Genomic DNA, 26,186 nt, shown 5'->3' with positions numbered 1-26,186 from the left:
GCCATTTGCTTCCCCGCTGGTTTTTTGTCTGTATCTGCCAGCGCCGTTTGCTGATGGGATGGATTGCTCTTGATTGCGTTTTGAGGCAAGGTGTAAATGCCTCTTAAAGCAATTTTAGAATATTAATTTACTACAATTATAACAAAATTGATGTATATTTTAAAGTTGTTTGATAAATATTTACCGAAAAATCATTTACACTCTATCGAAATTATATTATAATTATTATAGTTTCGTATTTTCCTGATTGGGAGTGGTGAAATAATGAGCAGACTTGAAATTATAACGCCGAACAAAGCACAAACCACTGTCGAAAAGCTTTACCGTGATCTGGAACGCCGGATCATTGCCAGCCCTCCAAACCTGTGTCCTGTTGATCTTGCGGCATCCTTTCTGAAAATATGCAGAGCGCAGACGTGCGGAAAATGCGTGCCGTGCCGCATTGGCCTTGCGCAGCTGGAAAATTTGCTCGAAGATGTGCTGAATCAGAAGGCCACGATGGAAACCATAGATTTAATTGAAAGAACTGCCAACATTATAGTGCAGTCAGCAGACTGCGCCATAGGTTATGAGGCGGCCGACATGGTGCTCAAAGGGGTTCGGGGCTTCCGCGAGGATTACGTGGAACACGTTGCAACAGGCCGATGTACCTGTAATTTGAACCAGCCGGTGCCCTGCGTGGCGTTGTGTCCCGCCGGGGTAGATATCCCCGGGTATATTGCCCTGGTGCACGCGGGCAGGTATGCCGACGCGGTGCAGCTGATCCGAAAGGACAATCCGTTCCCGACGGCCTGCGCGTTTGTCTGCGAGCATCCCTGCGAGGCGCGCTGCAGAAGGAACATGATCGACGCTTCCATCAATATCCGCGGGATTAAGCGCTTTGCCGTCGACCATGCGGGCAAGGTGCCCGCGCCCGACTGCGCGCCCTCTACGGGTAAGCGGGTGGCGGTTATCGGCGCGGGACCGGGCGGGCTGAGCACCGCCTATTACCTCTCGCTGATGGGTCACAGCGTTACCGTTTACGAGAAGCAGCCGCATCTGGGCGGAATGCTGCGGTACGGAATCCCGAGCTACCGCTTGCCGCGCGAGCGGCTTTGGGATGATATCGAGGCCATCCTCTCTACCGGGGTTCAGGTGAAAACCGGAGTCAACGTTGGCAAGGATCTCGAAATTTCTGATCTAACGGGAACATACGACGCGGTTTATATCGCAATTGGTGCGCATTCAGACAGAAAACTGGGCATCCCGGGGGAAAACAGCCGCGGGATGATCTCTGCGGTCGATCTGCTGCGCAGTATCGGCAACAATGCAAAATTGGGCTTTGCCGGAAAAACCGTGGTGGTGATCGGCGGCGGAAACGTTGCAATGGACGCGGCCCGCTCCGCTGTTCGTCTTGGTGCAGAGAAGGTCGCGATTGTCTATCGCCGCCGCGAGGAGGACATGACCGCCCTGCCGGAAGAGGTGCAGGGAGCGGCGAATGAGGGCTGCCGGATTTTGTGTCTGCAAGCGCCCTCCAGGATTGAAGCGACCGAAGACGGCGATGTTGCCGCGCTGTGGGTGAAGCCACAGATTATCGGGAACATGGATTCCGCCGGGCGTCCGAAGCCGGTGGATGCGGATATACAGGAAAGGCGGATCCCTTGCGACTTGATCGTGTCGGCGATCGGCCAGAGCGTGGAATACGGGCCGTTTGCGGAATACGGCGTTCCGGTCAGCCGGGGTAGTATCATTGCGCAGAGCTGCGCCCGGGTAGACAATATCCCGAACCTGTTCGCCGGCGGCGACTGCGTCAGCGGCCCTGCCACGGTGATCAAGGCGGTGGCAGCCGGTAAAGTGGCTGCCGCCAATATCGATAATTTTCTGGGGTATCATCATGAAATCACGACGTATGTGGTCATTCCCTCCGCCAATATGGATGACAGGCCGCCCTGCGGCAGGGTGAACCTGACCGAACGCGAATCAGAGGAGAGAAAGAACGATTTTGATCTGATGGAAAGCGGCATGACCGATCAGGAAGCCGTTCAGGAATCCTCGCGGTGTTTGCGCTGCGATCATTTTGGTTATGGCGTATTCAAAGGGGGGAGGGCTTACAGATGGTAAAGGTAACGATCAATCACAAGGCGTACGAGGTAGAGGAAGGCTCTACCATTCTGGATGCGGCGGCCTCGGTTGGTATCCACATTCCCACCCTCTGCTACCTGAAGGGAATCAACGAAATCGGAGCCTGCCGGGTCTGCGTGGTGGAACTGCAGGGCAAGGATAAGCTCGTGGCTTCGTGCAATAACCGGGTGGAAGAGGGGATGGTAGTTTACACCAACAGCCCGCGCGTCCGCGAGGCCCGCCGGGGCATTGTTGAGCTGATCCTTTCGCAGCACGACTGCTACTGCTCCACCTGCGTTCGGAGCGGGAACTGCGGCCTGCAAAAAATCGCGAACGATCTGGGCATTCTGGACTTACCATATCAGCGGGAGCTTCCGGTTTCGGAATGGAATAAACGCTTTCCGCTGATCCGCGATTTTTCCAAGTGTATCAAGTGTATGCGTTGCATCCAGGTGTGCGATGAGATTCAGGGCATGCACATTTGGGATGTGGCGAATACCGGCTCCCGCACTACCGTAGACGTCACCTGGAATCGGAAGATCGAAGATTCAGACTGCGCGCTCTGCGGCCAGTGCATCACACATTGCCCGGTTGGGGCGCTGCGCGAGCGCGACGACACCGAAAAAGCCTTTGCCGCACTGGCGGACCCGGATAAAATCACAGTGGTGCAGATCGCGCCGTCCGTGCGCGCGGCGTGGGGAGAGCCGTTCGGTCTCTCCCGCGAAGAAGCAACCGTAAAACGCCTTGTTGCCGCACTGAGGAAGATGGGATTCCGCTATATCTTCGATACGAATTTTGCCGCCGACCTCACCATCATGGAGGAGGGCAGCGAGCTGCTGGAAAAGCTGAGCCGGCCCGATACGGCCAAATTCCCAATGTTTACCTCGTGCTGTCCCGGGTGGGTGCGGTTTTTAAAATCGCAATATCCCGATATGGTCGGCCATCTTTCCAGCGCCAAATCACCTCAGCAGATGTTTGGTGCCGTGGCCAAGAGCTATTACGCAAAGCTGCTCAATGCGGACCCCAAACGGATTTATTCCATTTCGATTATGCCGTGTCTGGCCAAAAAGGACGAATGCGCGCAGAAGGTATTGAACGACGCTGGGGCGGGGCAGGACGTTGACCTGGTTCTGACTACCCGCGAGATCGACCGCATGATTCGCGCGGAACATATTCAGGTGTCTGAGCTGGAGGAAGAGGAGTTTGATATGCCGCTCGGTGTCGGCACCGGTGCAGCTGTGATTTTCGGAGCAACGGGTGGCGTAATGCAGGCGGCCCTGCGTTCGGCATATTATTTGGCGACGGGTGAGAATCCTGACCCCGATGCATTTCTTGAGGTTGGCGGGATGGAGGGCTGGAAGGAAGCAAGCTTCCGGATAGCTGACCGGACTCTGCGGGTGGCTGTTGTCAACGGGCTTGGGAACGCAAGGAGACTCATGGAGTCCATCCGCGGTGGTCGGGCTTCGTATGATTTTGTGGAGGTAATGGCCTGCCCGGGTGGCTGCGCCGGCGGCGGCGGCCAGCCGATTACGGAAGGAATGGAATTTGCGCAGGTTCGCGGAGCGCAGCTTTATGAGCTGGATAAGGAAAACACGCTGCGCTTCTCCCATGAAAATCCTGCGGTGCTCGAGGCGTACCGCGATTATTTTGAAAAGCCTCTGTCGGAGCGTTCCCACAAGCTGCTTCATACCAACCAAAAGCTATGGGAGTGTCCGCTTTCCCCGTATCTCCAGCAGAATCGTCCGAATGACGTTTATTGATGCCTGACTTATTTTATCAAACGAAGTGGGCCGGGAGCTTTGCTCCCGGCCCACTTCGTTTCAACTTTCTTCCGGTGGCAGAATCACTAGATTTTCTGCCTGGGCAGGTGTTATATTTTGATCAAGCGGCTTGACAAGCACTTCCTGCCGTGGTATATATCTAGTTGTACAGTTTTTGATACAAGTGAATAAAAAAAGCTGTGAAAAGAACAAGTAGGCTCATCTCAACCGAGCAAAGAGAGAAGCGGATGATGAGAACGCTTCCCCGGCGGTGAGTTCGAAATCCTCTTGGAGCTGCAGGCTGAAAGGGAACGGTTCCCCAGTAGGTTCTGACGGAAGCCCGCCGTAAAATGGGAAACGGCACAGGTCTTTTCTGTGTTGTGATAAGGCGTGAAAGCAACACTTTCATGTAAAATTAGGTGGTACCACGATCGATTCGTCCTAATATGGGCGGGTCGTTTTTTTATGCCCGAAAACAAAGAGAATTGCCGGAAGAAAAGAGGAGCTGCAAAGATGAAAAACCAGAATATTTATCTGCCGAATTATAGTGTGGGAGAAGACTGTTATCAGGAAATCCCGTTTCTAACAAGAAACTACGGGAACAAGGCGGTCGTGATTGGCGGAAAAACCGCAATGGAAAAAGCAAAGGATGCCCTCATCAAGGGGGTGGAGGGTTCCCGCGTGGAGCTTCTCGGCTTTCTGTGGTACGGCGGCGACTCCACGATGGAAAACGTGGAAAAGCTCCGCCAGGAGCCGCTGGTTCAGCAGGCCGATCTGCTGTTTGCGGTAGGCGGCGGCCGCGCCTGCGACACGGTAAAAACCCTTGGCGATCTGCTGGACAAGCCCGTGTTCACGTTCCCAACTCTGGCCTCCAACTGCGCGGCCTGTACGAACCTGAGCGTGATTTATAATCCGGATGGTTCCTTCCAGCAGTATTACTATCAAAAGCAGCCTGCGTGCCATACATTTATCAATACAAGAATCATCGCTGAGGCCCCGTACGAAATGTTCTGGGCCGGTATTGGGGATGCGCTTTCCAAGGAATACGAGGTGGCATTCGCCTGCCGCGGCAAAAAAATGCACCATCTTCCGCTGCTGGGTCTGGGAATTTCGAAAACCTGCACCTCTCCGCTGCTTACGTTTGGTAGCCGAGCGCTGGAGGACTGCAAAAACAAGCGGGTTTCGTTCGAGCTGGAGCAGGTCGCACTGGATATTATTATTTTGACCGGAATTGTATCGAACTGCACTGTTCATCAGAATCAGCCGGATTCCAAAGATAATTACTATTACAATAGCTCGCTTGCCCACTGTGTGTATTATGGTAGCTCCTTGATTCCCGCCTGTGAAAAGCATCTGCACGGTGAAATCGTTTCATTTGGCGTGCTCTGTCTTTTAACGTATGACAACCAGATGGAAGAAAGGGACAGAATCTTGGCGTTTAACCGCAGCATCGGGCTTCCCGTTACCATGGGGCAGATTGGCCTGACTGAAGCGGATCTGCCGGTGGTCGCTAAAAAAGCAGCCTCTGTGGTAGAGTGGGAATATGCTCCCGGAAACCCCACGGAAGAAAAGCTGATTCAGGCCATTCTCGGTGTCGATCAGGCCGGAAAGAAAGCACTCACCCGCGGTGGGATTTGAACAAGAGTATCCACAGGAAAAAAACAGTTGTCAGGAAAAGTTCCTGACAACTGTTTTTTTATATCTGCCCTATCCATCGCGAGGGTGCGGCTTGTAAAGGCACCCGAGGGTCCAAGTGGCTGAATAAAAGCTTGCGTTCTTACCTGGGCAGGGCGGGCAAACGAGAATTCTCCCAATGTCCGTCGCGTGCGGGAGCTGTGCAGTCGTAAAAGTCTTCCGAAATGTTTTTCAGCAGCTCCAGAACATATTTCCTTCGGCCAATATTCACCGGGGCCGCAATAACAAAAAAGGAGCTGTCCGGTTTCTGATCGATTTTCATAAACGATTTATTCTGAGAAAAGGCCATTTGAGAAATACACTTGTCACACGATTTGTTCCTGCTCCAAAATTCATAGCATGTGCCTTGTACGGTTTCTCCGTGGTGCGGGCGAACCCATGAAAGGTGCGAAACTGGGTCTACGATCCGAATCACGTCAATCATTCCTGGGTACATTGTTAGGGTGTGAGCGAACTGCTCAAGAATTTGGTGGATCAACTCCTGCGTTTCTCGCTCTTCTTTCGATTCCGCGGCGGTGGACTTTTTAAATTCCGATGGTGTCATGCCGGTGAACTGTTTGAAAATTCTGGCAAAATGATTGCTGTACGAATAGCCAACCATAGAAGAAAGCTCTGAAACACTGACTCTCGACCGCAGTAGGATTTTTTTGCTTTCCGCAATGCGTACCTTATTGATATTGTCGGCCATATCCAGACCGGTTTGCTTTTTGATTAAGTTCGAAAGATAAGACTTGCTCAGGTTGACTCGCTGTGCCAAAATGCCAAGTGTGATTTTCTCTTTATAATGCGTTTCTATATATTCCATTGAAAGCTTCACCGGTTTTGAATAGCCGGTAATCCGTGTCACGGCCACTAGTCTGGTAAAGGCCAGTAAAGCGGATTTCATCAGCTCATAAATATCGTTAATGTTTTCAGTATTCTCCATTTGATCAATATATTCTTCCGTTATATCTGCCGTTTTAAGGTAAGGCGCTCCGGCGTCAATGGCGAAAAAGCGGCACATGGCGCACACCTCGATAAAGCTGTTTTTCAGGGAACGGACATAGCTTTTGGAGGAAAGGTGATCCATCGGTACGCTCCCGGCGCTGATGCCGCTAATCGCTTTTAAAAGTGCGCTGGCGTCGCCCTTTGAAACGGAGTCCTTGAGCTTCCTGTACATCAGGTAGCCGCCGTGCCTGTCTACCATAACAGAGTTGTGGATTCGGTTCGCGGGCAGGGTGGGCAAAATCATCTGGGACGAAGCCGGGTCAAGATCGCCGCCGCACAATATCTGGTGAAATTCCATCTCGTCAAATACCGAGCGTGACAGGGAGCTGAGCGTCTGCCCGAGGGGCATGATTCTGTCGTACGAAATAACAGGCGCCCTCTGCAGGGCCTGCTTGTACCGGTCCCGCTTCTCGGAGTCGAGAGAGAGGCCGGCCAGTATCATATCGATTTCAGAGCTTTTCAGTGCGCTCAGCAAAGCCGGCTGAGTCACAAATGCACCGCAAGCTTCCGTGTTGCCGAACGGGGCGAAAATGTTGCAGACAAGGTTATTGTTCAGAAAAAAGGTATAGAAATTTTGATGGGAAACGGTGTCGTTTTCAAAGAGACCGTGAACAAAAACTTCTATTTTACCTGCGCTGAGCTCCAGCAAATCTTCGTACGCATGCCTGTTCAACTGGCAGGAAACAGCGTTCAGATCGCGGTCGAAAAACAGGGCTTCCATTTGTGTCACTTTATAAAAGGTATCCAGCAAGCGCTTGATTTTTTCTTCCCTTTTCTCCATATCACACCTCGTCCAGATCCAAATTCATTGGTCTCTGTATTTCCACTATAAACGAAAGTTGAATTTTTTGCAATTGAGTATCTGTTTTCATAAACCAATATCCATTATGAAATTTTGCTCTCTTCATTCCTGAAAAGTGGAACCGATAAAATAATATAACAAGTTTTTTTATCATTTTAATAACTATTTTGTTAACCGTACGACAGAAGGATTTGTTGTTTGGAGGAAAAAAGGTGAGACTCTCTTTGCTGTTACCGGTGCTGCTGACGGCGAGCGGCGGCGCTTCGGTTGCGTGCGTGTTGTATACGGTTCAGGGAAACTACAGGCCTTCCATCAACAAAATATTTACAGCCATGGGAGTTTCCTTTTTCCTCTGGACGCTTGGTCTGGCCATTCAGGCCGCCGGCTCCTTACCAATGATCCGATTTGCTGGGAGCGTCCTTGCACCCGTCGGCTATGTAACCATGTTTGGGTTCCTGCTGCATTATATCCTGTATTTGACCGGGCATTCCTCATTTGCGAAAAAGCCATGGGTTTCCCTGCTGATCTACGCGCCGGGCGCGGTGCTCATCTATGGCCTGACGGTGCAGCCGCTGCTTGGGTCTGTGAAGGGCGGTATACTCCCAACGGCGCTTGGCTGTGCAAACATGATCTCAAACGCCTGGTATCACGCATTTTACTGCTATTACATTGTCTGCCTTCTTTTCATTGTGCTGATTCTGAAAAACTGGAGCTCAAAGACGGAACCCGCAAAAGTGCAAAAGCAGGCCGGTCTGTTGCTGAATTCACTGTGGGTTTGCATTGCGCTCAGCACGGCCGTAGAGCTGGTTCTGCCTTTGCGGGAGATTGAGAAGCCGAGTATTGCGCCACTCTTTTTTATGCTGCCTATTCTGGCGATCAGCCATTGCGTCAGACGATCTGGCTTTATGCAGCCGGATGCAGCAAATCCCAACGAAACCATATTAGACCGGGCAAACCGCACCATGGTGTATCGGATTTTAGGCTTTTTCTTCCTGATCGGGAGCATGATGAATCTGTTCAACCAGCACTTCTTTTATCGGGAAACCGCGCAGCCATCCACCTTTTTGTTGAGTGGACTGCTGGTGCTGATCGGCGGTGTCACTTTACTTCTCAGCAGGCTTGCGCTTGACGAGCTGTTCAAGGAGCTTGTTTTTGCAGTACTGTTTTCTCTGCTGATCCCTTTTGTCACGCTGCGGTTTATTGTTTATGGCAGCATTACCATCTGGTCGTTTTTTTTCCCGCTTCTGATGGTCAGCCTGCTGTTTAATAAACGGATTCTGCTCATTACCGTTCTGCTTTCTGCCGGCCAGACTCAGCTGCTGGTCTATTGTGTTACACCGTTTGCGGTGGTAACGCTCGATTCCGCGGATTATATGATCCGGTTGGGCCTGATCGCGCTGACCGGAATGATGAGCTTTTATATCAGCAAGGTGTACCGGAGCAGGCTCAAGGAAAATGCCGGGTACGCATACCGGCAGACGCTGATTGCCGAAATTGCGTACAGTATGGTTTCAGTGGATGAACACAGCTTCGATGAGAAGATGGAAAGCGTCCTTTTGAGGTGTGGCTCGTTCCTCCAGTGCGAGTGGGCCTATTTGGCTCTTTGGAACATGGAAACTGGCGTCATTCATTATTGCCGCGAATGGCGGGCAGATGAAGTGACTTCCATCCACTCCATCTGCAAAAGCGGCTCGCCTTTTTTGTGTAAGGAGCTTTCCGAGAGGATCCCCGAAAGCCGGGTGCTTGCGGTGCCGGATGTGGAGCAGCTTGTGCTGAAGGATAAAATAATCAAGGAACAGCTTGAGCAGATGGGAATCCGCGGATTTGTCCTCACGCCCCTCGTCAGGCACGGGGAAGAGTTTGGTCTTATGAGCTTTGCCACATCGTCTGCGGACAAAAACTGGGCGGAGGAGCCGCCGCTTTTTTTATCAATTGTGGCCGATACGGTCACCGATGCGGCCGCTAAGGTAGATGATCGCAAAAAGATCAAATGGGCCGCGTATCACGATCCGCTCACGGGGCTGCCAAACCGCTTGTCATTCAAGCATCAGTTAAATCTGGAAATCGAGCGTGCCAAGAGGAGCAATGCAAAAATCGGGGTCGCTTTTATCGATCTCGACGCCTTTAAATCCATTAACGATACCACGGGGCATGATATGGGCGACCTGATTCTCCAGCGGGTATCGAAGGCGATTGCCGGCAGCATTGGGCCGGGCGACGTGGTGGCGCGGATCGGCGGGGATGAATTTGTACTGATGCTGAGTCAGGCATCAGATGAGGACAAGCTTATTCAGACGGTCCGTGGGATTTTGGAGGCCATTCAAAGACCGATCATTCTGCACGGTCAGAATTTTTATATGACTGGCAGCATCGGCGTGTCCCGGTATCCATGCGACGGAACAGATGCGGAAACACTGATGAAACATGCCGATATTGCAATGTACGAAGCGAAAGGAATGGGTAAGAACCAGTTCGCTCTGTGTTTGCAGGCCTATAAAGAGAAAGCCATGGAAAACGCTAGGCTGAGCAATCTGCTTTACCGGGCCATGGAAAAAAAGCAGCTCAGCGTCCACTATCAGCCGCAGATCGACCTGAAAACCGGTGAGATCATGGGGATTGAGGCTCTTCTGCGGTGGGAGCTGCCCGATCGCGGATTTGTCAGCCCAGCCGTTTTTATCCCCCTGGCCGAACAGACGGGCCTAATTCAGCCCATCGGAGCATGGGTACTCGAAACTGCCTGCGCACAGTGTAAATCATGGCAGAATATGGGACTCCCTCCGGTTCGCATCTCGGTTAATATTTCTGTACAGCAGCTGGAAAACAGGGGCTTTGTGCAGCAGGTGGCGGATGTGCTGCACAAAACGGAGCTGCCCCCGGAATATCTGGAACTAGAGGTAACCGAGAGCGTAGCTAACGGCAGGGTTGGCGACATGGTTGTTTTAATGAACCGGCTGAAACGGTTGGGTGTTTCTATATCGATTGGTGATTTTGGAACAGAGTATTCGTTGTTGGAACGATTAAAGCTGCTGCCGATCGACCGGATCAAGATGGATATACAATTTGTATGGGGCATTGAGCATAGCGATAAAGACCGTGCAATCGCGCAGGTCATCATTCATCTGGCGAAAAGCCTTGAGATGAAGGTGATTGCAGAAGGTGTGGAAACCGAAGAGCAGCTGCGTTTTTTAAGCCAGAAGATGTGTGATGAGGTTCAGGGCTATTATTATTTCAGGCCCATGCCCCCCGGGGAGTTGGAGGAGATTTTTCGCCGTTGTCCTGACTTTGGCCGCAACGGGATGCGGCAGGAATCATAAGGGAATGCGGGTTGCGAAAGGGCGAAGTGCCCGCAATGGCAAATGGAGAGTGATTATTTGATCAAAGAAACGTACAGCGTACTGCTTTTAATGACCTGCGGTGCGTCTGTGGCCTGCGGGCTTTACGCCGTTGGCGGCAGCTTGACGCGCCTGAATCGGCTGTTTTTGGCAATCTGCGCGGCGCTGGCCGTGTGGGCGTTTGGCCTTGCACTGACCGGCGCGGCCCGAACGGAGGAAATCTGCGCGATCGGCCGTCGCGTTGCGCCGCTGGGCTGGGGAATGATCGGCAGCCTGACGATGCACGCTGTTCTGCTGCTGACGGGACGAGAGGCGCTGCTGAAGAAACGGTGGCTGTTTTTACTGATCTATCTGCCCGCCGCTTTAGCGATTTGTGCCTTTACCGTTTTTCCCCTTTTCGGACTAAATCCCGATACGCTGGTTCGCACACAATACGGCTGGGTGAATACTTCAAAAACGGACGGATGGGATTGGTGTTACTATATTTATATCGTCCTTTATGTCACCTTGGCCGCAGTGCTGTTGCTGCGGTGGGGGAAACGTTCCTCCTCGAGCAATGAGAAGAAGCAGGCGAAAATCATCACCTTCTCTTTTTTAATAGCCTCAGTGCTGGGGTATGCAACAGACGTTCTGCCCGCATTTCTTCCCGTTCGTTTTCCGCAGGTGTCTGCTGTCTTTGCGCTCGTAATGATTTTTGCGGTCGGCTACTGCATCAACCGGTATCATTTTCTGCAGCCGGCCGCCATCAGCCAGAATGAGATGATCCTTTCTAAATCAACCCGTACGAATGTTTACCTGTATTTGGGGCTGGTGTTATTTGTTGGTGCGGCTCTTCTGTTTGCCGGCCGGTCTTTTTATGACGAGCATGAGAATGCAATTCCCGTGGAAGCGGTGAGCGGACTGCTGGTGATTTTCGCGATCTTTTTAGCTTCCGTTGAACATTTGCAGCTTAAGGACATTGCTAAGGAGATGCTGGTGTCCTTGTCTTTTGCGTTGATGATTCCATTTTATACGCTTTGGTTTTCCGACAGGGGAATCGATGTTTCCTGGTCATTTGCATTTGTGCTGATGATTATTTGCCTGCTGTTTAACCGGCTGATTATCCTATCGACCGTGATCGTCTCCGCGTTTTTAACACAACTATTTGCGTGGGGGTACACACCGCCCGAGGTGCTTATCGTGTCGGAGAAAAATTATCTGGGCCGAATCGGAGTGATTCTCTTTGCCGCAGCCTTTGCGCTGTATGTGAATAAAATCTATACAAGCAGGCTCAGGGAAAACAGTAATCATCTTACCATGCAGTCCATCGCGTCAGATATTTCTCACAGCTTCGTGTCCTCCCGCGAGCTGAACATTGATACAAAGCTGTATGCGGCGCTGGAGCGGTGTGGAAGCTTCATCGAATGCGACCGGGCCTATCTGGTGCTGCTGAATACGAAAACGGCCACCGTGCGTTATGCGGTGGAGTGGGTATCCCAAGCAACTGATCGGCCCCCAAATACTTTAGACGACGCAACGCAAAGCATCTGTCCGGAAATCTTCCGGCAGTTGAAAGACAAAGAGGCTCTTGTACTGAAGGATACCCGCTTCCTGCCCCGTGCGGCCGCAAAGCTGCGGGCCCTGCTGCTTGCGCACAGCATTCGTGCGCTTGTCGCCGTACCGATCCGGAGCAAGGGTGGGATTATGGGGTTCCTCGGGTTTCACGCAAGCCGCCCTCTTTCTATGTGGAATCTGGATTCGATCGCGTTTATCGAGATTGTTGGGCTGATCCTTTCCGACGCTGTGATTAAGGCGGATGACGAGAAGAAGCTGAATTATCTTGCATTTCACGATCAGCTGACCGGTCTGCTCAACCGCACCCAATTCAAGAAAAAGCTCGCGGAACAGATTTGCAGCGCGGAAAAGGCCCATAAAATGATCGGCGTTGTGTTTCTGGATCTCGACGCGTTCAAGTCGGTAAACGATACCTTGGGGCATGATCAGGGAGACCGACTTTTGATGGAGGTTTCTAAGGCGCTGAAAAAGTCGATTCGGACTGGGGACGAAGTGGCCCGCTTTGGCGGGGATGAATTTATCCTGATGCTCAACCAGATTTCCTCCGGGGAGGAGCTGATTAGGGTGATGGACCGGCTGATGGAGGTGGTGCAGAGGCCGATTCAGTTGGCGGAGCAGGAATTTTTTGTTACGGTGAGTGCCGGTGTGGCTCTTTACCCGCAGGATGGGGATGCTCCGGAACTCCTCCTCAAAAATGCGGATACAGCCATGTACCGCGCGAAAAGTGAGGGAAAAGGCCGTTATGTGATTTGCTCCCAGGAGATGAAGGATGAAATACAGGAAAAAACGCAGATGGTTAACCGGCTCTACCATGCGCTGGAAAAGAATCAGCTTGTGCTGTACTACCAGCCACAGATCGACGTGGCCACGCGCCAGATTGTTGGGATGGAGGCCCTGGTCCGCTGGAATCTGCCGGAGCGAGGGATCGTCGGCCCAGCGGAATTTATCCCGCTGGCGGAGCAGACCGGGCTGATTTACGCAATTGGTGAATGGGTGATGCGTGAGGCCTGCCTGCAGAATAAGCGCTGGCTGGAGATGGGCTGTGAAAATCTGCGTATGGCGGTCAACGTTTCCGTGCAGCAGCTCCGGAATCCGAAGTTTCACCAGCTGGTAGAGGAAATATTGCAAACAACAAATCTGCCGCCGCACTGCCTGGAACTGGAGATTACTGAGAGTGTGGCTAATGGCAATACAGACAACATTGTTTCCATGCTCCATCAGTTAAAGGCGCTGGGAGTGTCCATTTCCATAGATGATTTTGGAACAGAGTATTCCTCCCTCAGCCGGCTAAAGCTTCTGCCCATAGACCGAATTAAAATGGACACGCAATTTGTTCACGGGATTGAGAAGGACAGTAAAGACCGGGCAATCTCAAAAATCATTATCAATCTTGCCAAGAATTTAAGGATGAAAGTAATTGCCGAGGGCGTAGAAACAGAGCCGCAGCTTGCATTTCTCAGCCAGAAAATGTGCGACGAGGTGCAGGGCTTTTACTATTACCGGCCGATGCCCGCAAATAAGGCGGAGACTTTGCTGCGAGAAAATTTGTGTACTCAAAAGGAGAACACACTTTCCTCTGAAATGACAGGAGCGGATCAGGAGTTTCAGCCTCAGTTACCGTAATGCTTTGATTTTGGTAGCGTCTAGCAATATCCGCTCTCGAAATCATGGTGTGATCAGAAAAAAAGAGGTGCTGTTATGAATACGAAAGGGTTACTGCCGATTGCGCTTGACGCTGTTGTGTTGGAGTGCAAAGATATGGCCGCTTTATCAGATTTTTACATCCGACTTTTGGGCTGGAAGAAAAATTATGGTGAAGAGGGTGAGTGGACGGATATTATTTCTCCGTCCGGCGGTGTGAAAATTGCCTTTCAGCAAAACGAAGACTACATTACGCCTGTGTGGCCGGACGAACCGGGCGCTCAGCAGCAAATGACCCATTTGGATTTTACGGTACACAACCAGGAACAGCTGGAGCTTGCCGTACAGCATGCTGTTTCCTGCGGGGCGGTAAAGGCCAGCGTGCAGTATGACGCTGAAAAATGGATTACCATGATTGATCCCGCGGGGCATCCCTTTTGCTTTGTGATTTGGCTGTAGCTGTTGGTTAACCACGAAAGAGCAGTGTGAATCTTTAGGTGACATAATTCAGAGAGGGACAACCCCCGAAAATTTGCACCACAGGACGGTTTTTGTTGATTATGATAAAATATTCCTGTTATTTTCTACAAATCGTTTTTCAATAAAAACAAAATAATTGAATTTTAACTTGAAATCTTCCAATGATTATGTTAAACTGTAACCAATTTGTTACAGTTGTAATATTTTGTAATGCGGATGCTTTTCGCAAATGATTTGAAAACAGGGAGGATTTCAGGGATGCAGAAATTATTGGCGGCAGTCGCTGCGTTTGCTTTTTGTCTGTTAACCGTTACCGGTCTGTGCGTGCCCGCACAGGCGGCAGAAGTGAAGACCAGCGTCGGCTTGTCCGAGCATGTCTTGAAAGCCTATACCGAAAAATGGAAATATAATTACGGCTCCTACGGTCAGATAAGAAACGGAGCACGCTATACGGACTGCTCCGGCCTGATCAAATCCTATTTGTGGTGGACGGGAGAAAAGACGAATCCCAATCCCAGTCTGTCAGCTGTTTCCGGTACCGGCAGCGGGATGCTGAAGGCGGCCAAGTCTAAAGGAACCATCAATTACAGTGACTCGTCCTCTTTGCCCAGAACGCATGGCCTGATTCTGTACCAGCCGGGCCACGTTGGCGTTTACGTTGGCAATAACACTGCCATCGATAACCGCGATGTCGGGTACGACGTAAAAAAAGAAGCCGTTTTCGGGCGTGCCAGAAATAAATGGACGACATGGTTCAAGCTGACCCAGCTGAGCTACCCCTCTACGGGATTTGTTACATATGATGGAAACGAATATTACTATGAGAACGGCGAATATGCTATTAAGACGACCCGCACCATCGGGGATAAGATTTACACCATCGGGGACGATGGTATTATTGACGGGAGTGCTTTAACACCTGAGGCGCAGGCATGTCAGGCTGCGGCGCTGGCGGAGGAACAAGCCGCTGTGCAGCAAACAGCGGTAAGTGACCCGGTGCCTTCTGATGTGATGCAGGCTGCCGAGGAGCTTCTGGCCCCGGCTTCCTGATTGCGCGCGCCGTTTTGCAGTGTGCCGCATTGGCGCTGGCTTTACATCGGTGGTATACTGGTAATAGTAAATGCCGATCAAATCCTTTTGAACCATACTGGATATTTCTTTTTTCCGGCAGGGCGGGCTTTCCTCCCTGCCGCTCTTTTATTTTCAGGGAGTGGTATCGCAATGTCATTTAAAAAAGGGGATTGCGTTGTTCCCCTCCCGCCGTGGGAAGGGGTAGAAACCCACAGTCTTTCATCCGACTGTTTAAAGGGAATTGCCGATAATAAAAAGTGTGAAAATCAAAGGATATGGAAGAAAAATCGATAAAAACCCGTATGATGCGCGTAATATATTCACTAAATATCAAAATTCGGTAAAAAATCAAATCATATCTTGACAAATCGCGTTTTTCACTTTATTATCTTAAAGAGTGTTCTGAAAGGATGATATTTGTATCTTTCTGAGAAACACGCTTTCTTTTACTCGTTGCGTTTGCATCTGAGAAACATCGGCTTCGCTCTGTTGCCGCAGTCAGCAGTGATTGTGAAAAATCCTTTGCGGGGGGGCAATGAATACGGCGAGGCTGGGCTTGCGTTAGAGCCGGAATTTGGTTTAGCGCAACTTAACTATTACCGCAAAGGGGATGCACAAATGGAGAATAACACAATTATTTCATTGCAAAACATTGATGTGTCGTTTGGCAAAGAGAATGTGCTGAAAAGCTTCAATCTCAATATCCGCGACGGTGAGTTCGTTACGCTGCTGGGGCCTTCGGGCTGTGGCAAAACCACGACTCTGCGTATTATCGGCGGATTTGTCACGCCCGACACAGGCGATGTTTTTTTTAATGGGAAAAAGATCAATGACCTTCCGCCACATAAACGGGAGGTTAATACCATTTTTCAGAAATACGCCTTGTTCCCGCACCTGAACGTGTTTGAAAACGTTGCGTTTGGTATGCGGGTACACAAAAAGCCGGAGACGCAGATCCGCGAAACAGTTGGCCGTATGCTCGAGATGGTGAATCTGAATGGCTTTGCTCACCGCAGCGTCAATTCGCTTTCAGGCGGGCAGCAGCAGCGCGTTGCCATTGCGCGGGCGCTGGCGAACGAGCCCAAGGTGCTTTTGCTGGATGAGCCGCTCGGCGCGCTCGATTTGAAGCTGCGCAAAGACATGCAGGCCGAGCTGAAAAAGATTCAGCAGCAGCTGGGCATTACCTTTGTATTTGTCACGCACGATCAGGAAGAGGCCCTTTCCATGTCCGACACCGTTGTCGTTATGGATAAAGGCCGCATCCAGCAGATCGGCACGCCTCAAGATATTTACAACGAGCCGCAGAATGCCTTTATCGCCGATTTTATCGGCGAGAGTAATATCATCGACGGCGTCATGCACCGCGATTTCCTCGTGGAGTTTGCCGGGCGCAAATTCGACTGCCTCGACAAGGGCTTTCGTCTCATGGAGCCGGTGGATGTCGTCATCCGCCCAGAGGATATTGAGGTTGTTTCTCCCGTGGAGGGCCATATCTCCGGTGTGGTGACGTCAGTTAATTTCAAGGGCGTCCATTACGAGATTATTGTAGATGTGCAGGATTTCAAGTGGATGATCCAGTCCACGGAATACCAGGAGGTCGGCAACGAGATTGGCCTGATTTTGCAGCCCGACGACATTCATATCATGAAAAAATCGGAATATTCCGGCACGTTCGGCGATTACAGCACCTTCAGCGATGAGATGGAGGAGGATTCTCAGCCCCCGGAAGAGGAAGAGGAGGCGGAGAACTGAATGATCAAATCGAAAACGGTGTCCGCACCTTATCTTACCTGGATGGGTATTTTTATCATTGTCCCGATGATACTGGTGGGCTATTTTGCCTTTACCGACCAGCACGGTGCCTTTACTCTGCGCAATCTTGCCGAGGTGGGCCAGTATTCCAATGTGTTCCTGCGCTCCATCTGGCTCGGCCTGATCGCAACCGTGATCTCGCTCTTGATGGGTTACCCTCTGGCATATCTGATTTCGCGTACCAGCTCACATCGGCAGGCCATCTTGATCATGCTGGTGATGCTCCCCATGTGGATGAACTTTCTGCTGCGCACCTATGCATGGATGACCCTGCTGGAGGACAGCGGAATTATCAATACGTTCCTTGTCAGTCTGGGCCTTGGCCGGCTGCACCTGATTAACACGGCCGGTGCAGTTGTGCTGGGCATGGTGTATAACTATATTCCGTATATGATTCTGCCAATTTACTCGGTGCTGACCAAAATCGACCAGAGTGTGATTGAAGCGGCGCAGGATCTTGGTGCGGGGCGGCGCAAGGTGTTCCTGAAAGTGATTCTGCCCATGAGCATGCCCGGGGTGATTTCAGGTGTGACAATGGTCTTTGTACCGTCAGTCAGCACGTTTATTATTTCCAAAATGCTGGGCGGCGGCGGGAACCTCTTGATCGGCGACCTGATCGATATGCAGTTTCTCGGCAGCGCCTATAACCCAAACCTTGGCTCCGCCATTTCTCTGGTTCTGATGCTGCTGATCCTGATCTGTATGGGCATTATGAACCAGTTTGACGAGGGCGGCAGCGAAGACGGGGAGGGGATGCTACTATGACAAAGACCGTATCCCGCCTGTATATGGCGTTGGTGTACCTGTTTTTGTACGCCCCGATTTTTATTTTGATTCTCTTTTCCTTTAACGATTCCTCCACGATGAGCCGCTCGGTTTGGTCTGGCTTTTCCCTGCGGTGGTACCGCCAGCTGGTTCAGGACCGCCTGATTCTGGAGGCGCTGCAGAACACGCTGATTATTGCGCTGATCTCCTCCTTGGGGGCCACGGCGATTGGTACGGCGGCTGCCATCGGCATCAACGGCATGAAGCGCTGGACGCGTAAGGCGGTTATGAACATCACCAATTTCCCGATGGTGAACCCCGAAATTGTCACCGGCGTATCGCTGATGCTGCTGTTTGTCTTCTTTGCCCGTGCAATGGGCGGTGTTTCACTCGGCATGCTGTCGCTGATTCTGGCGCACATCACGTTTTCTTTGCCGTACGTGATTTTGTCGGTGCTTCCGAAGCTTCGGCAGATGGACCCCTACCTGTACGAAGCGGCGCAGGATCTGGGCTGCCCGCCGGCCAAATCCTTTTTGAAGGTGGTTCTGCCCGAGATTATCCCCGGCGTGGTAACCGGCATGATCATGGCATTTACGCTGTCGATCGATGATTTTGTCATCAGCTATTTTACCAGCGGCACAACGCAAACGCTGCCCATTTATATTTATTCCATGACCAGAAAACGCATCAGCCCCGAAATCAACGCGCTGTCTACGCTGCTGTTCGGTACGATTCTGGTGCTGCTGCTGATCGTCAATATCCGCCGCTCGAAGGACAGACGGCTGGAGGCGGAGAGGGAGGAGGCATAGGCTCTTGAAAAAAAAATTGGCGGCTTTCGCGCTTTCACTTCTCTTCTTATGGCCTGCGGCGCTCCCTGTTTCGGCTCAGACCGGGGGAGAAGCGGCGCCCAAAACGGGCGTGACCATCAATGTGTATAACTGGGGAGAATACATCTCCAACGGGGTCGACGACAGTATCGACGTCAATAAGGAATTTACCCGCAGAACGGGAATTGAGGTAAACTACACCACCTTTGAGAGCAACGAGAATCTGTATGCGAAGCTCGTCAGCGGCGGTGCGAATTACGACGTGATTATCCCGTCGGATTACATGATTTCGAAGCTGATCAAAGAAAAACTGGTGCAGAAGCTCGATTTTCAAAACATTCCGAATGCAAGCAATATTGACAAGGGATTTTTAAAGCCTGTTTATGATCCAACCAATGAATATTCCGTGCCCTACACCTGGGGCGTTGTCGGCATCTTTTACAACAAAAAACACGTGAAAGAAACGATAGACAGTTGGGACATCCTGTGGGATGAAAAGTATGCCGGAAAAATCCTGATGTTTGATAATCCCCGCGACGCGTTCGGTATTGCGCAGAAGCGGCTGGGGTTTTCCTTTAACAGCACCGACGCCGGCGAATGGGAGGAAGCGGCTATGCTGCTGAAAAAGCAGAAGCCGCTGGTGCAGGCATATGTAATGGATCAGATTTTCGATAAAATGGCCAGCGGCGAAGCTTGGCTCGCGCCCTATTACGCCGGCGACGCGGCCACTCTGGTGGATTCGAACCCTGACATCGGCTTTGCGATTCCGACCAAGCAGGGCACGAACTTCTTTGTCGACGCCATGTGTATTCCGACCAGTGCGCAGAATAAGGCGGGGGCGGAAGCATATATCAACTTTTTGTGTGATCCCGAAATTGCCGCGGCCAACGTAGACTATATCGGCTATTCCACGCCGGAAAGCGCCGCCAAGGCCCTTTTGCCGGAGGAGGTTCGGAATAACCCGATCTATTACCCGCCGAAAGCAATTTTGGAGAAAGCCGAAACCTTCGCTACACTGCCGGATGACACGAACCTTCTGCTCGATACCTTGTGGGCGGAGGTAAAGATGGGCGGCCCGGGGCAGACGGCAACGCTGATTGCCATTCTTGCCGGATTTTTGCTGCTGTATATTGTGGTGGTGCTGTATAAGCGCCGAAAACGCAGGTGGGATTTAAAATAATAGGGCAGAACCGCTCAGCTCTGCCCTCATAACAGATTGGAATGCGCTTTGAAGAGCTGTAACGGGCTCTATCAAGGCGCATTTATTTTTTGTCAGGCTCTTGTCAGCATTTTACAGGGTAGGCCAAATTAAAAATCAAATTTCTCTTCCATAGTTGATGAGGCTGCATATTATGGAAAAAGGAGTGATTTGAGATGCCGATACCCTTCTGGTGGATTTTCCCGCCAAGAAGACCGTGTCCAAGGCCGCCGCGTCCACCCGGACCACCGTGGCCGCCATGGCTACCGCCCGGAAGACCGTGTCCAAGGCCGCCGCGTCCACCCGGACCGCCGCACCCGCCGGGACCGCCACCGGGACCACCGCATCCACCCGGGCCGCCTCCCGGACCGCCGTGGCCGCCGCGCCCGCCAAGATAGTCAATTTAAAAGCGAGGCATTTTTGCCTCGCTTTTCTGTATTATTTGGCATGGAAAGTCTTGAACAGATGCCGGAATTCCATTCTGCCAGATTCCGGACCTGCAAACACCGGGAGTAAGCGTCTTGGCGGGGCAGAAGTAAATGCACTTCATGCGCATGTGGCATTTGCCGTCGAAGCGAAGCCTGCCGTTTACCTTCGCAATTTGCGGACAAGCATCGAAGCCAGCGGCTTTTTTGTGGTTACTACCCAATGGGAGGGCATGACGAATTATGATACTGTAAACTAAAAAAACGTCCACTGTGTAAAAGGCCGGGCGGATCAAATCTCACCAACATTTCATCAAAATCATATCATTTTGCCTAATAATACACGAATTTCTCAAAAAATTTTTTTCTCAACAACATTCTGTTTTATGCTACAATTATAATATTAACTATGTGGAGCGAGGAGCGTATATGACGAATAAAACCAGTCGATTGCGAACACTGCTGATCAAAATGGCGCTGATCATCCTCGGCGCGACCCTTTCCTCCATCGGGCTAGAGATCTTTTTGATCCCGAATAATATCATTGACGGCGGCATTGTCGGGATTTCTATCATGAGCAGCTATATTACACATCTTCCGCTGGGAATGTTTACATTTTTGCTGAACTTACCTTTTTTAATCATGGGGTACCGGCAAATCGGAAAAACCTTTGTTATTTCCACTTTGTTTGCCATTATCTGTCTTTCGATTGGGGTTTCGCTGCTTCAACCTATTTCGGGACTGACGCATGATGTTTTTCTCGCGGCGATTTTCGGCGGCATTATCAACGGCACGGGCGTAGGTCTCATTATCCGGGCTGGTGGTTCGTTGGACGGAACGGAAATGGTGGCAATCATTTTTGACAAGAAGATCAGTTTTTCCATTGGCGAGATTGTGATGTTTTTCAACATTTTTATTCTCGGCTTCGCAGGCTTGCTGTACGGCTGGGATCGCGCGATGTATTCGCTTGTGACCTATTTTATCGCATTCAAGGTGATTGATATTGTCATAGAGGGCTTTGATAATTCCAAGGCAGTCATGATTGTTTCCGACTGTTATTCGGATATTGCGGATGCACTGACCGCCAGACTTGGCAGAGGTGTAACGCTGCTCGAAGGGCAGGGCGGTTATTCTAAAATTGAAACAACGGTAATTTATGTTGTAGTGTCGCGCCTTGAGCTGACGAAGCTGAAATCTATTGTTCTCGGGTTTGACCACGACGCCCTGATCACCATCGGGAACGTTGAGGTTGCGGGCAAAAAGTACCGTAAGAGAGCGATCCACTAAACACAATCTTCTAAACAGAAAGAACTCTTTGTGCCGGATTTTTTTTCGGTCCATGGAGTCCTTTTCGCTGTAATGCCGTTTTAGGAGGCACATGTTCAAATTTTCTTCATTTTGAATTTAAGATATTCTAACTAAATTGAAATAGTCTGGACACATCGGTAAGGTATATTAGTACCAATGAAACAAAAACACTGCATCACAGCCCGACGGAGTGGACGGAATACCGTGCCGGCGGGCAGCAGACAAACAACAAGAGCCTGTAAAACAGGAGTCAATGATAGATCCTTTTTCATCTTCCTTCCTTGCAAACCGCCCGCTTACCGGGCGGTTTTTTTCTTTTTGCATATAATGTTTTGAGGTGATGAGAAATGTGCAATCCGGGGGATGATCTTGTGTTGGCTGCGGCAACCATTGCCATTTCCATTTCGAAGGGGAAAAGTGCCACAGAGGTAAATATTCTTGCAGTGCTTTTCAGCGCAATCGCCGATAATCTGGCGATTATTGCTGCAAAACAACAAGAATGTGAAACACAGTAATCTTTTCCCAATAGTCTAAGTGCAGGTTTTCGCAATTAGGTGCCGCATTTCCTGAAGGAAGACCATGCATTCTCAGTACAGCTGTGCATTTTTAAAAACGAAAGCAAAAAAAGTCCGCCACCGAAAGGTCTCGGGGCGGAAAGGCAAATATAAACCTCAAGCAGCGATATTATGGATTTTTGTGGCGGGGATTTTGGGTTACCACCTGCGCCGCTTGGTACAGTGCGTTTAACAGATCTGTTTCGCACTGAAGAGTAAAAGCATCGAGCTTTGAATACACTTCTCCCTCATAGGTGGCCACGTATTTAGGAGGAAGACGGTTTAAGGCATAAGAAGCAATATCCATTCTGCATTTGTCACATTGGCAGCACCCTAGCTTATCGATCGTTTCATCCAATTTTTGAAGAACCATCGATTCCATGAGATTTTTTAAAATGACCTCCATAATAAAATCACCTGCTTCTTTCCATAAATACAGGAAACTTACGCTATCTGACAAGTGCATTGTAACATAACCATCTATCGAAGTAAATCGAATTATGTACATAAATTACATATGCGTTTGAAATGGAAAGAACAGGCAAAATCAGGGATTTCAACCAGCACCTGTTTTTCTTAATCGCGGACGTTTTAGTGACTTGCGAAAATGCAAAAAAGGACTATAATCTTCTATAACACATCCCATAAAGAATCGAGGGGAGAGGATGTTTGAAAATTGGGGCAAAACCCTTCTTACCAACGAGAAAAAATCTCCGGAAAAGCGTTCTAAGCTAATCCGCTTGGCAAGCGCCTCCGGAATAATTGCAAATATCATTTTTGCAGGCGTAAAGCTGGTGGTTGGTACCATTGCAAATTCCGTTTCCATTTTATCCGATGCGGTCAATAATTTATCGGATGCACTGTCTTCTGTTATAACGCTGGCTGGTTTAAAGCTGTCTGAGAGGCCGCCGGATCGAAAGCACCCGCTTGGCTACGGCCGGATTGAATATGTTTCGGGGTTGATTGTTTCCGTTATCGTGCTGATGACCGGCATCGAATTTCTGAAAACGAGCGCACAGCGTATTTTACAGCCGCAGGACGTTTATTTCACCGCCGCCCAACTGATTGTTTTATCGATCACGATTTTGGGAAAATGGCTCTTGTCCCGCTTTCATATTGCCGCCGGTAAGGCAGCGGATTCCGACTCCCTGATTGCTTCGGGAACGGATGCAAAGATGGATGTCATCGCGTCTGTCGTCACTGTAGTTGCCGCCGTAGTGGCCAAGCTGACCGGCTGGCATGTAGACGGCTATGTTGGTGCGCTGCTGTCGTTGTTCATTCTGTATACCGGTATCGGACTGATACGGGATACCTTGAGCAGTATCATCGGCGAAAGGCCAGAAAAAGAGCTGGCGGAAAATATAAAGGCAGAGGTTCTGAAATACGAGCCGATCATGGGCGCCTATGATTTGATTCTGCATAACTACGGCCCGGTGAATAGCCTTGGCTCTCTAAATGTGGAAATACCGGATACGGTAACCGTGGAAAAGGCATATGAAACCATGACGGCAGCTCAAAAGGACGTTCTGCACAAGTTTGGGATCTATTTTACCTTCGGCTTGTACTCGGTCAATACGTACGACCAAGAGATTGTTGCGATGCGTGAACATGTTCGGCAGATTATTTTATCGGTTCCGGGTGCGATCAGTCTTCACGCTTTTAATTATGACAAAGACAACCATATGATCCGCTTTGATATTGTAGTGGATTTCAGTGTTCACAATTTTTCGGAATTCCGTAAGCAGGTAACCAAAGAATTGCTGCGCCATGATCCGAGTGCGCAAATCCAGATGAATATTGATTTGGATTATGCTTGAGAATGCGCAAGCACGTAAGAGCCGAAACGCTCTCCGGCCTGATTTTGGGCTAGGGTTTTAGTACACCTGTTATGACCCCAACTTGTAATTCGGTTAGATGAATGGATGATAGTTCCTCTGGGAAAACTGAGCCTGAGGTGATAAAGATGCCAAAAGACAGTCAGCCCGATCCCAAGGGAGTCCGTGAGAAAAAATGCAACGGACAAACTCCGATCACAGAAGAAAATCAAAACCAGAGTAATAATACGAAAAAGCAGTCTGCAAAACCGAATGATGTGTAATCGAAAGCCGCCCGTTTTCACAGGGCGGCTTTCTTGGCGGGGTAGCTTATGCGGACCTTTCTGCTATGCCTTATCTGTTTGTCATTCCTACAATCATTCCTGAAAAGTACGGAATAAGCCAAATTACCCAGACAAGAATGCTGAATTTATGAAAATTCTGCTTTTGTATTTCATTTCCTTTCAGGAGGGTATACGTAGCCCAAACCGCATGAAATAACATTAACGCAATCGCAAGAATACCTGTTATACTGTGAAAATTAAATGTCCATAACATATGTGAAAGTCCTCGCATTAACATTGTTCCAATCGTATCGAAAGCAAATCCGATCCAAAAAACGATGACATGCCAGTTTTTTAAAGAGCCGTGATATTTTTCTGCCCAGACTCCGATCGTATAAAAAAGGAACGCAAGCGTAATGGTAACAATTGCACCTGCCATTTGAAGCGCCTTCTCTTATAAAAACTAAAGCAAAATAGATGATAAATTCCCCATTTTTGCAATACGCCGTTAGCAATCTTAAAACATATGTTATCCCATTCCAATCCGACAATTCAGAACTGCTTTGGTTGGGTCGCTTCATCAGAAAGGATTGGTAGGGGACCCTTTATCAATCTTTCTTCTTTGGATAAACTTTGCTGATTCGTACAAGCTACTCCTGAGGTGATAGTATGGACAATCAAAATAAAACGTTAACCACCGACGACCGAGCAAGCAATCAAGGAATCAGTGCAGATGTTTCTAAAGGCAAGCCTGAAAACCAGAATCAAAGTCATAACACCAAAAAGGAGGCGCTAGGGCCGAATACCAAAAGATAGGCAAAAGAAAAACCGCACTAAACAGATCGAAAAGAGCTGTCTGATGCGGTTTTTCCGTTTTTGTTCTGGCCCCAGCGGAATTTTAGGCAGAGGTATTCTTAAGGAGGTTCCGCCAGCAAAGCACCTTTTCCATCTTACTATTCGTGGTGATGGTGATTGTGGTCGCAGTGCGCGGCAGAAATCTGCTCCCCATCTTCAGTCAGGGCTATGCTGCCCAGTTCCAGCACCGGGGTATTGCCCAAAAAGTTGGGCCTGGAGGCCGCCTCTGCCACCGTTGCGCAGAAATACTCGTAAAGTGCGCTTGATTTGTACTCCTCATAACCGTACCCGTGCAAGGGGATGTCGTAGTCTAAGGTGATTAGGCCTAAGTCTTCCAGTCTTTGCAGGAAGATGCCTGCCTCTTTGACCGTCTTCATGTCGTCGGTTGCCGAGCAAAGGAAAACTGGTGCCAGGGCGGTGGAGACATACTCCTCCTCCCGGCTATCCTTTATAGTAAACCGGGCCACGGGTAGATAATGGCTGTGACCGAGATGATGGAGAAAGTCCTTTTGGTTTTCCGTCACCTCAATCGGCGCGGTATTGGAACTGGCCTGATGGGGGTATTCATGGTCGCAGTTGCAGCCGCAATGTTCATCGTGTGTCATTGTTATACTCCTGTTCTTTGGGCTCGATAGAACTATCATACACAAATGGAGGAAGAAAGTCCACAGCAATGTACGGGTATGCGGGTTCTATTTATTTATAGCACTTATTCGCTAGATAAACTTAACCATAAGCGAGCAAATCGAAGAAAGCAGCAAAAAATCAGAGCTGTCAGATTTGACAATTTCGATGCTGGTCGGAGCGGTAAAACGAAAGACTTCTTTAATAAAAAAGATTGAGCAGCATATGGCAGACAAGTCTGTAAGTAGGCAAGCTGCCATAAAAGATTTACTTTCAGCGGCAAAATAAAACGGCCCCG

At 50.0% G+C, this 26,186-nt stretch carries 21 protein-coding genes and 1 other annotated feature; of the genes, 16 read left to right on the top strand and 5 right to left on the bottom strand.

Annotated elements, in window-relative coordinates:
- The first annotated feature begins 264 nt into the window (after positions 1–264).
- The 3 genes from QOS46_RS08455 to QOS46_RS08445 all read left to right on the top strand — a co-directional run bounded on the left by QOS46_RS08455 (position 265) and on the right by QOS46_RS08445 (position 5,498).
- The gene (locus QOS46_RS08455; protein WP_283608858.1) at positions 265–2,100 is read left to right on the top strand and encodes an NAD(P)-binding protein; all 1,836 of its coding nucleotides are present in this window, start codon (positions 265–267) and stop codon (positions 2,098–2,100) included.
- On the top strand, positions 2,094–3,860 hold the full coding sequence (locus QOS46_RS08450) for an NADH-dependent [FeFe] hydrogenase, group A6 (RefSeq protein WP_283608856.1): 1,767 nt from the start codon (positions 2,094–2,096) through the stop codon (positions 3,858–3,860). Before QOS46_RS08455 ends, QOS46_RS08450 begins: the two co-directional genes overlap by 7 nt.
- Before the next feature lie 191 nt (positions 3,861–4,051).
- Positions 4,052–4,307, top strand: a binding site (T-box leader).
- Between the two features lie 66 nt (positions 4,308–4,373).
- On the top strand, positions 4,374–5,498 hold the full coding sequence (locus QOS46_RS08445) for an iron-containing alcohol dehydrogenase family protein (protein WP_283608854.1): 1,125 nt from the start codon (positions 4,374–4,376) through the stop codon (positions 5,496–5,498).
- Between the two features lie 139 nt (positions 5,499–5,637).
- Here the strand turns inward: QOS46_RS08445 and QOS46_RS08440 are convergent, their stop codons facing one another.
- A complete protein-coding gene (locus QOS46_RS08440) occupies positions 5,638–7,323 on the bottom strand; it encodes a helix-turn-helix domain-containing protein (protein ID WP_283608852.1) in 1,686 nt (561 codons plus the stop codon).
- Positions 7,324–7,556: 233 nt separating this feature from the next.
- On the opposite strand from QOS46_RS08440, the gene QOS46_RS08435 reads away from it, so the two are divergent.
- The 8 genes from QOS46_RS08435 (at position 7,557) to QOS46_RS08400 (ending at position 20,006) form a co-directional block, all read left to right on the top strand.
- Positions 7,557–10,658 carry an EAL domain-containing protein gene (locus QOS46_RS08435; protein ID WP_283608850.1) on the top strand — a complete coding sequence of 1,034 codons (3,102 nt, stop codon included), beginning with the start codon at positions 7,557–7,559 and terminating at the stop codon, positions 10,656–10,658.
- 57 nt (positions 10,659–10,715) lie between these two features.
- Positions 10,716–13,853: an EAL domain-containing protein gene (locus QOS46_RS08430; RefSeq protein WP_283608849.1), complete on the top strand. Its 3,138-nt coding sequence runs from the start codon at positions 10,716–10,718 to the stop codon at positions 13,851–13,853.
- Positions 13,854–13,928: 75 nt separating this feature from the next.
- A complete protein-coding gene (locus QOS46_RS08425) occupies positions 13,929–14,330 on the top strand; it encodes a VOC family protein (RefSeq protein WP_283608848.1) in 402 nt (133 codons plus the stop codon).
- Positions 14,331–14,609: 279 nt separating this feature from the next.
- Complete coding sequence (locus QOS46_RS08420; RefSeq protein ID WP_283608847.1) at positions 14,610–15,401, top strand: NlpC/P60 family protein; 792 nt, start codon at positions 14,610–14,612, stop codon at positions 15,399–15,401.
- 639 nt (positions 15,402–16,040) lie between these two features.
- On the top strand, positions 16,041–17,174 hold the full coding sequence (potA, locus tag QOS46_RS08415) for a spermidine/putrescine ABC transporter ATP-binding protein (RefSeq protein WP_283608846.1): 1,134 nt from the start codon (positions 16,041–16,043) through the stop codon (positions 17,172–17,174).
- Positions 17,175–17,999: an ABC transporter permease gene (locus tag QOS46_RS08410; RefSeq protein ID WP_283608844.1), complete on the top strand. Its 825-nt coding sequence runs from the start codon at positions 17,175–17,177 to the stop codon at positions 17,997–17,999.
- Positions 17,996–18,808 carry an ABC transporter permease gene (locus QOS46_RS08405; protein ID WP_283608843.1) on the top strand — a complete coding sequence of 271 codons (813 nt, stop codon included), beginning with the start codon at positions 17,996–17,998 and terminating at the stop codon, positions 18,806–18,808. The genes QOS46_RS08410 and QOS46_RS08405 overlap by 4 nt, the downstream gene beginning before the upstream one ends.
- A 4-nt stretch (positions 18,809–18,812) precedes the next feature.
- Positions 18,813–20,006, top strand: a complete 1,194-nt coding sequence (locus QOS46_RS08400; RefSeq protein ID WP_283608842.1) for an ABC transporter substrate-binding protein — start codon at positions 18,813–18,815, stop codon at positions 20,004–20,006.
- A gap of 135 nt (positions 20,007–20,141) precedes the next feature.
- On the opposite strand, the gene QOS46_RS08395 is transcribed toward QOS46_RS08400, so the two are convergent.
- On the bottom strand, positions 20,142–20,375 hold the full coding sequence (locus QOS46_RS08395; RefSeq protein ID WP_283608841.1) for a hypothetical protein: 234 nt from the start codon (positions 20,373–20,375) through the stop codon (positions 20,142–20,144).
- A 503-nt stretch (positions 20,376–20,878) separates the two neighbouring features.
- On the opposite strand from QOS46_RS08395, the gene QOS46_RS08390 reads away from it, so the two are divergent.
- Together QOS46_RS08390 and QOS46_RS08385 are read left to right on the top strand one after the other, a co-directional pair.
- Positions 20,879–21,736: a YitT family protein gene (locus QOS46_RS08390; protein ID WP_283608840.1), complete on the top strand. Its 858-nt coding sequence runs from the start codon at positions 20,879–20,881 to the stop codon at positions 21,734–21,736.
- A gap of 368 nt (positions 21,737–22,104) precedes the next feature.
- Positions 22,105–22,272 carry a DUF6774 domain-containing protein gene (locus QOS46_RS08385; RefSeq protein WP_283608839.1) on the top strand — a complete coding sequence of 56 codons (168 nt, stop codon included), beginning with the start codon at positions 22,105–22,107 and terminating at the stop codon, positions 22,270–22,272.
- A 169-nt stretch (positions 22,273–22,441) separates the two neighbouring features.
- On the opposite strand, the gene QOS46_RS08380 is transcribed toward QOS46_RS08385, so the two are convergent.
- Positions 22,442–22,717, bottom strand: a complete 276-nt coding sequence (locus tag QOS46_RS08380) for a late competence development ComFB family protein (protein ID WP_283608838.1) — start codon at positions 22,715–22,717, stop codon at positions 22,442–22,444.
- Between the two features lie 259 nt (positions 22,718–22,976).
- On the opposite strand from QOS46_RS08380, the gene QOS46_RS08375 reads away from it, so the two are divergent.
- A complete protein-coding gene (locus tag QOS46_RS08375; RefSeq protein ID WP_283608837.1) occupies positions 22,977–24,128 on the top strand; it encodes a cation diffusion facilitator family transporter in 1,152 nt (383 codons plus the stop codon).
- A gap of 146 nt (positions 24,129–24,274) precedes the next feature.
- A complete protein-coding gene (locus QOS46_RS08370) occupies positions 24,275–24,409 on the top strand; it encodes a hypothetical protein (RefSeq protein WP_283608836.1) in 135 nt (44 codons plus the stop codon).
- A gap of 70 nt (positions 24,410–24,479) precedes the next feature.
- On the opposite strand, the gene QOS46_RS08365 is transcribed toward QOS46_RS08370, so the two are convergent.
- Positions 24,480–24,848 carry an HsmA family protein gene (locus QOS46_RS08365; RefSeq protein ID WP_283608835.1) on the bottom strand — a complete coding sequence of 123 codons (369 nt, stop codon included), beginning with the start codon at positions 24,846–24,848 and terminating at the stop codon, positions 24,480–24,482.
- A 230-nt stretch (positions 24,849–25,078) separates the two neighbouring features.
- Between QOS46_RS08365 and QOS46_RS08360 the strand changes: the two genes are divergently transcribed.
- Positions 25,079–25,225 carry a hypothetical protein gene (locus QOS46_RS08360; RefSeq protein ID WP_283608834.1) on the top strand — a complete coding sequence of 49 codons (147 nt, stop codon included), beginning with the start codon at positions 25,079–25,081 and terminating at the stop codon, positions 25,223–25,225.
- 137 nt (positions 25,226–25,362) lie between these two features.
- Here the strand turns inward: QOS46_RS08360 and QOS46_RS08355 are convergent, their stop codons facing one another.
- On the bottom strand, positions 25,363–25,869 hold the full coding sequence (locus QOS46_RS08355) for a hypothetical protein (RefSeq protein WP_283608833.1): 507 nt from the start codon (positions 25,867–25,869) through the stop codon (positions 25,363–25,365).
- Positions 25,870–26,186 lie beyond the last annotated feature (317 nt).

The sequence above is a fragment of the Faecalispora anaeroviscerum genome, assembly GCF_947568225.1.
Lineage (GTDB): Bacteria > Bacillota > Clostridia > Oscillospirales > Acutalibacteraceae > Faecalispora > Faecalispora anaeroviscerum.
The sequence above is the reverse complement of the archived record's forward strand: the minus strand, read 5'-3'. Positions and strand labels throughout refer to the sequence as shown.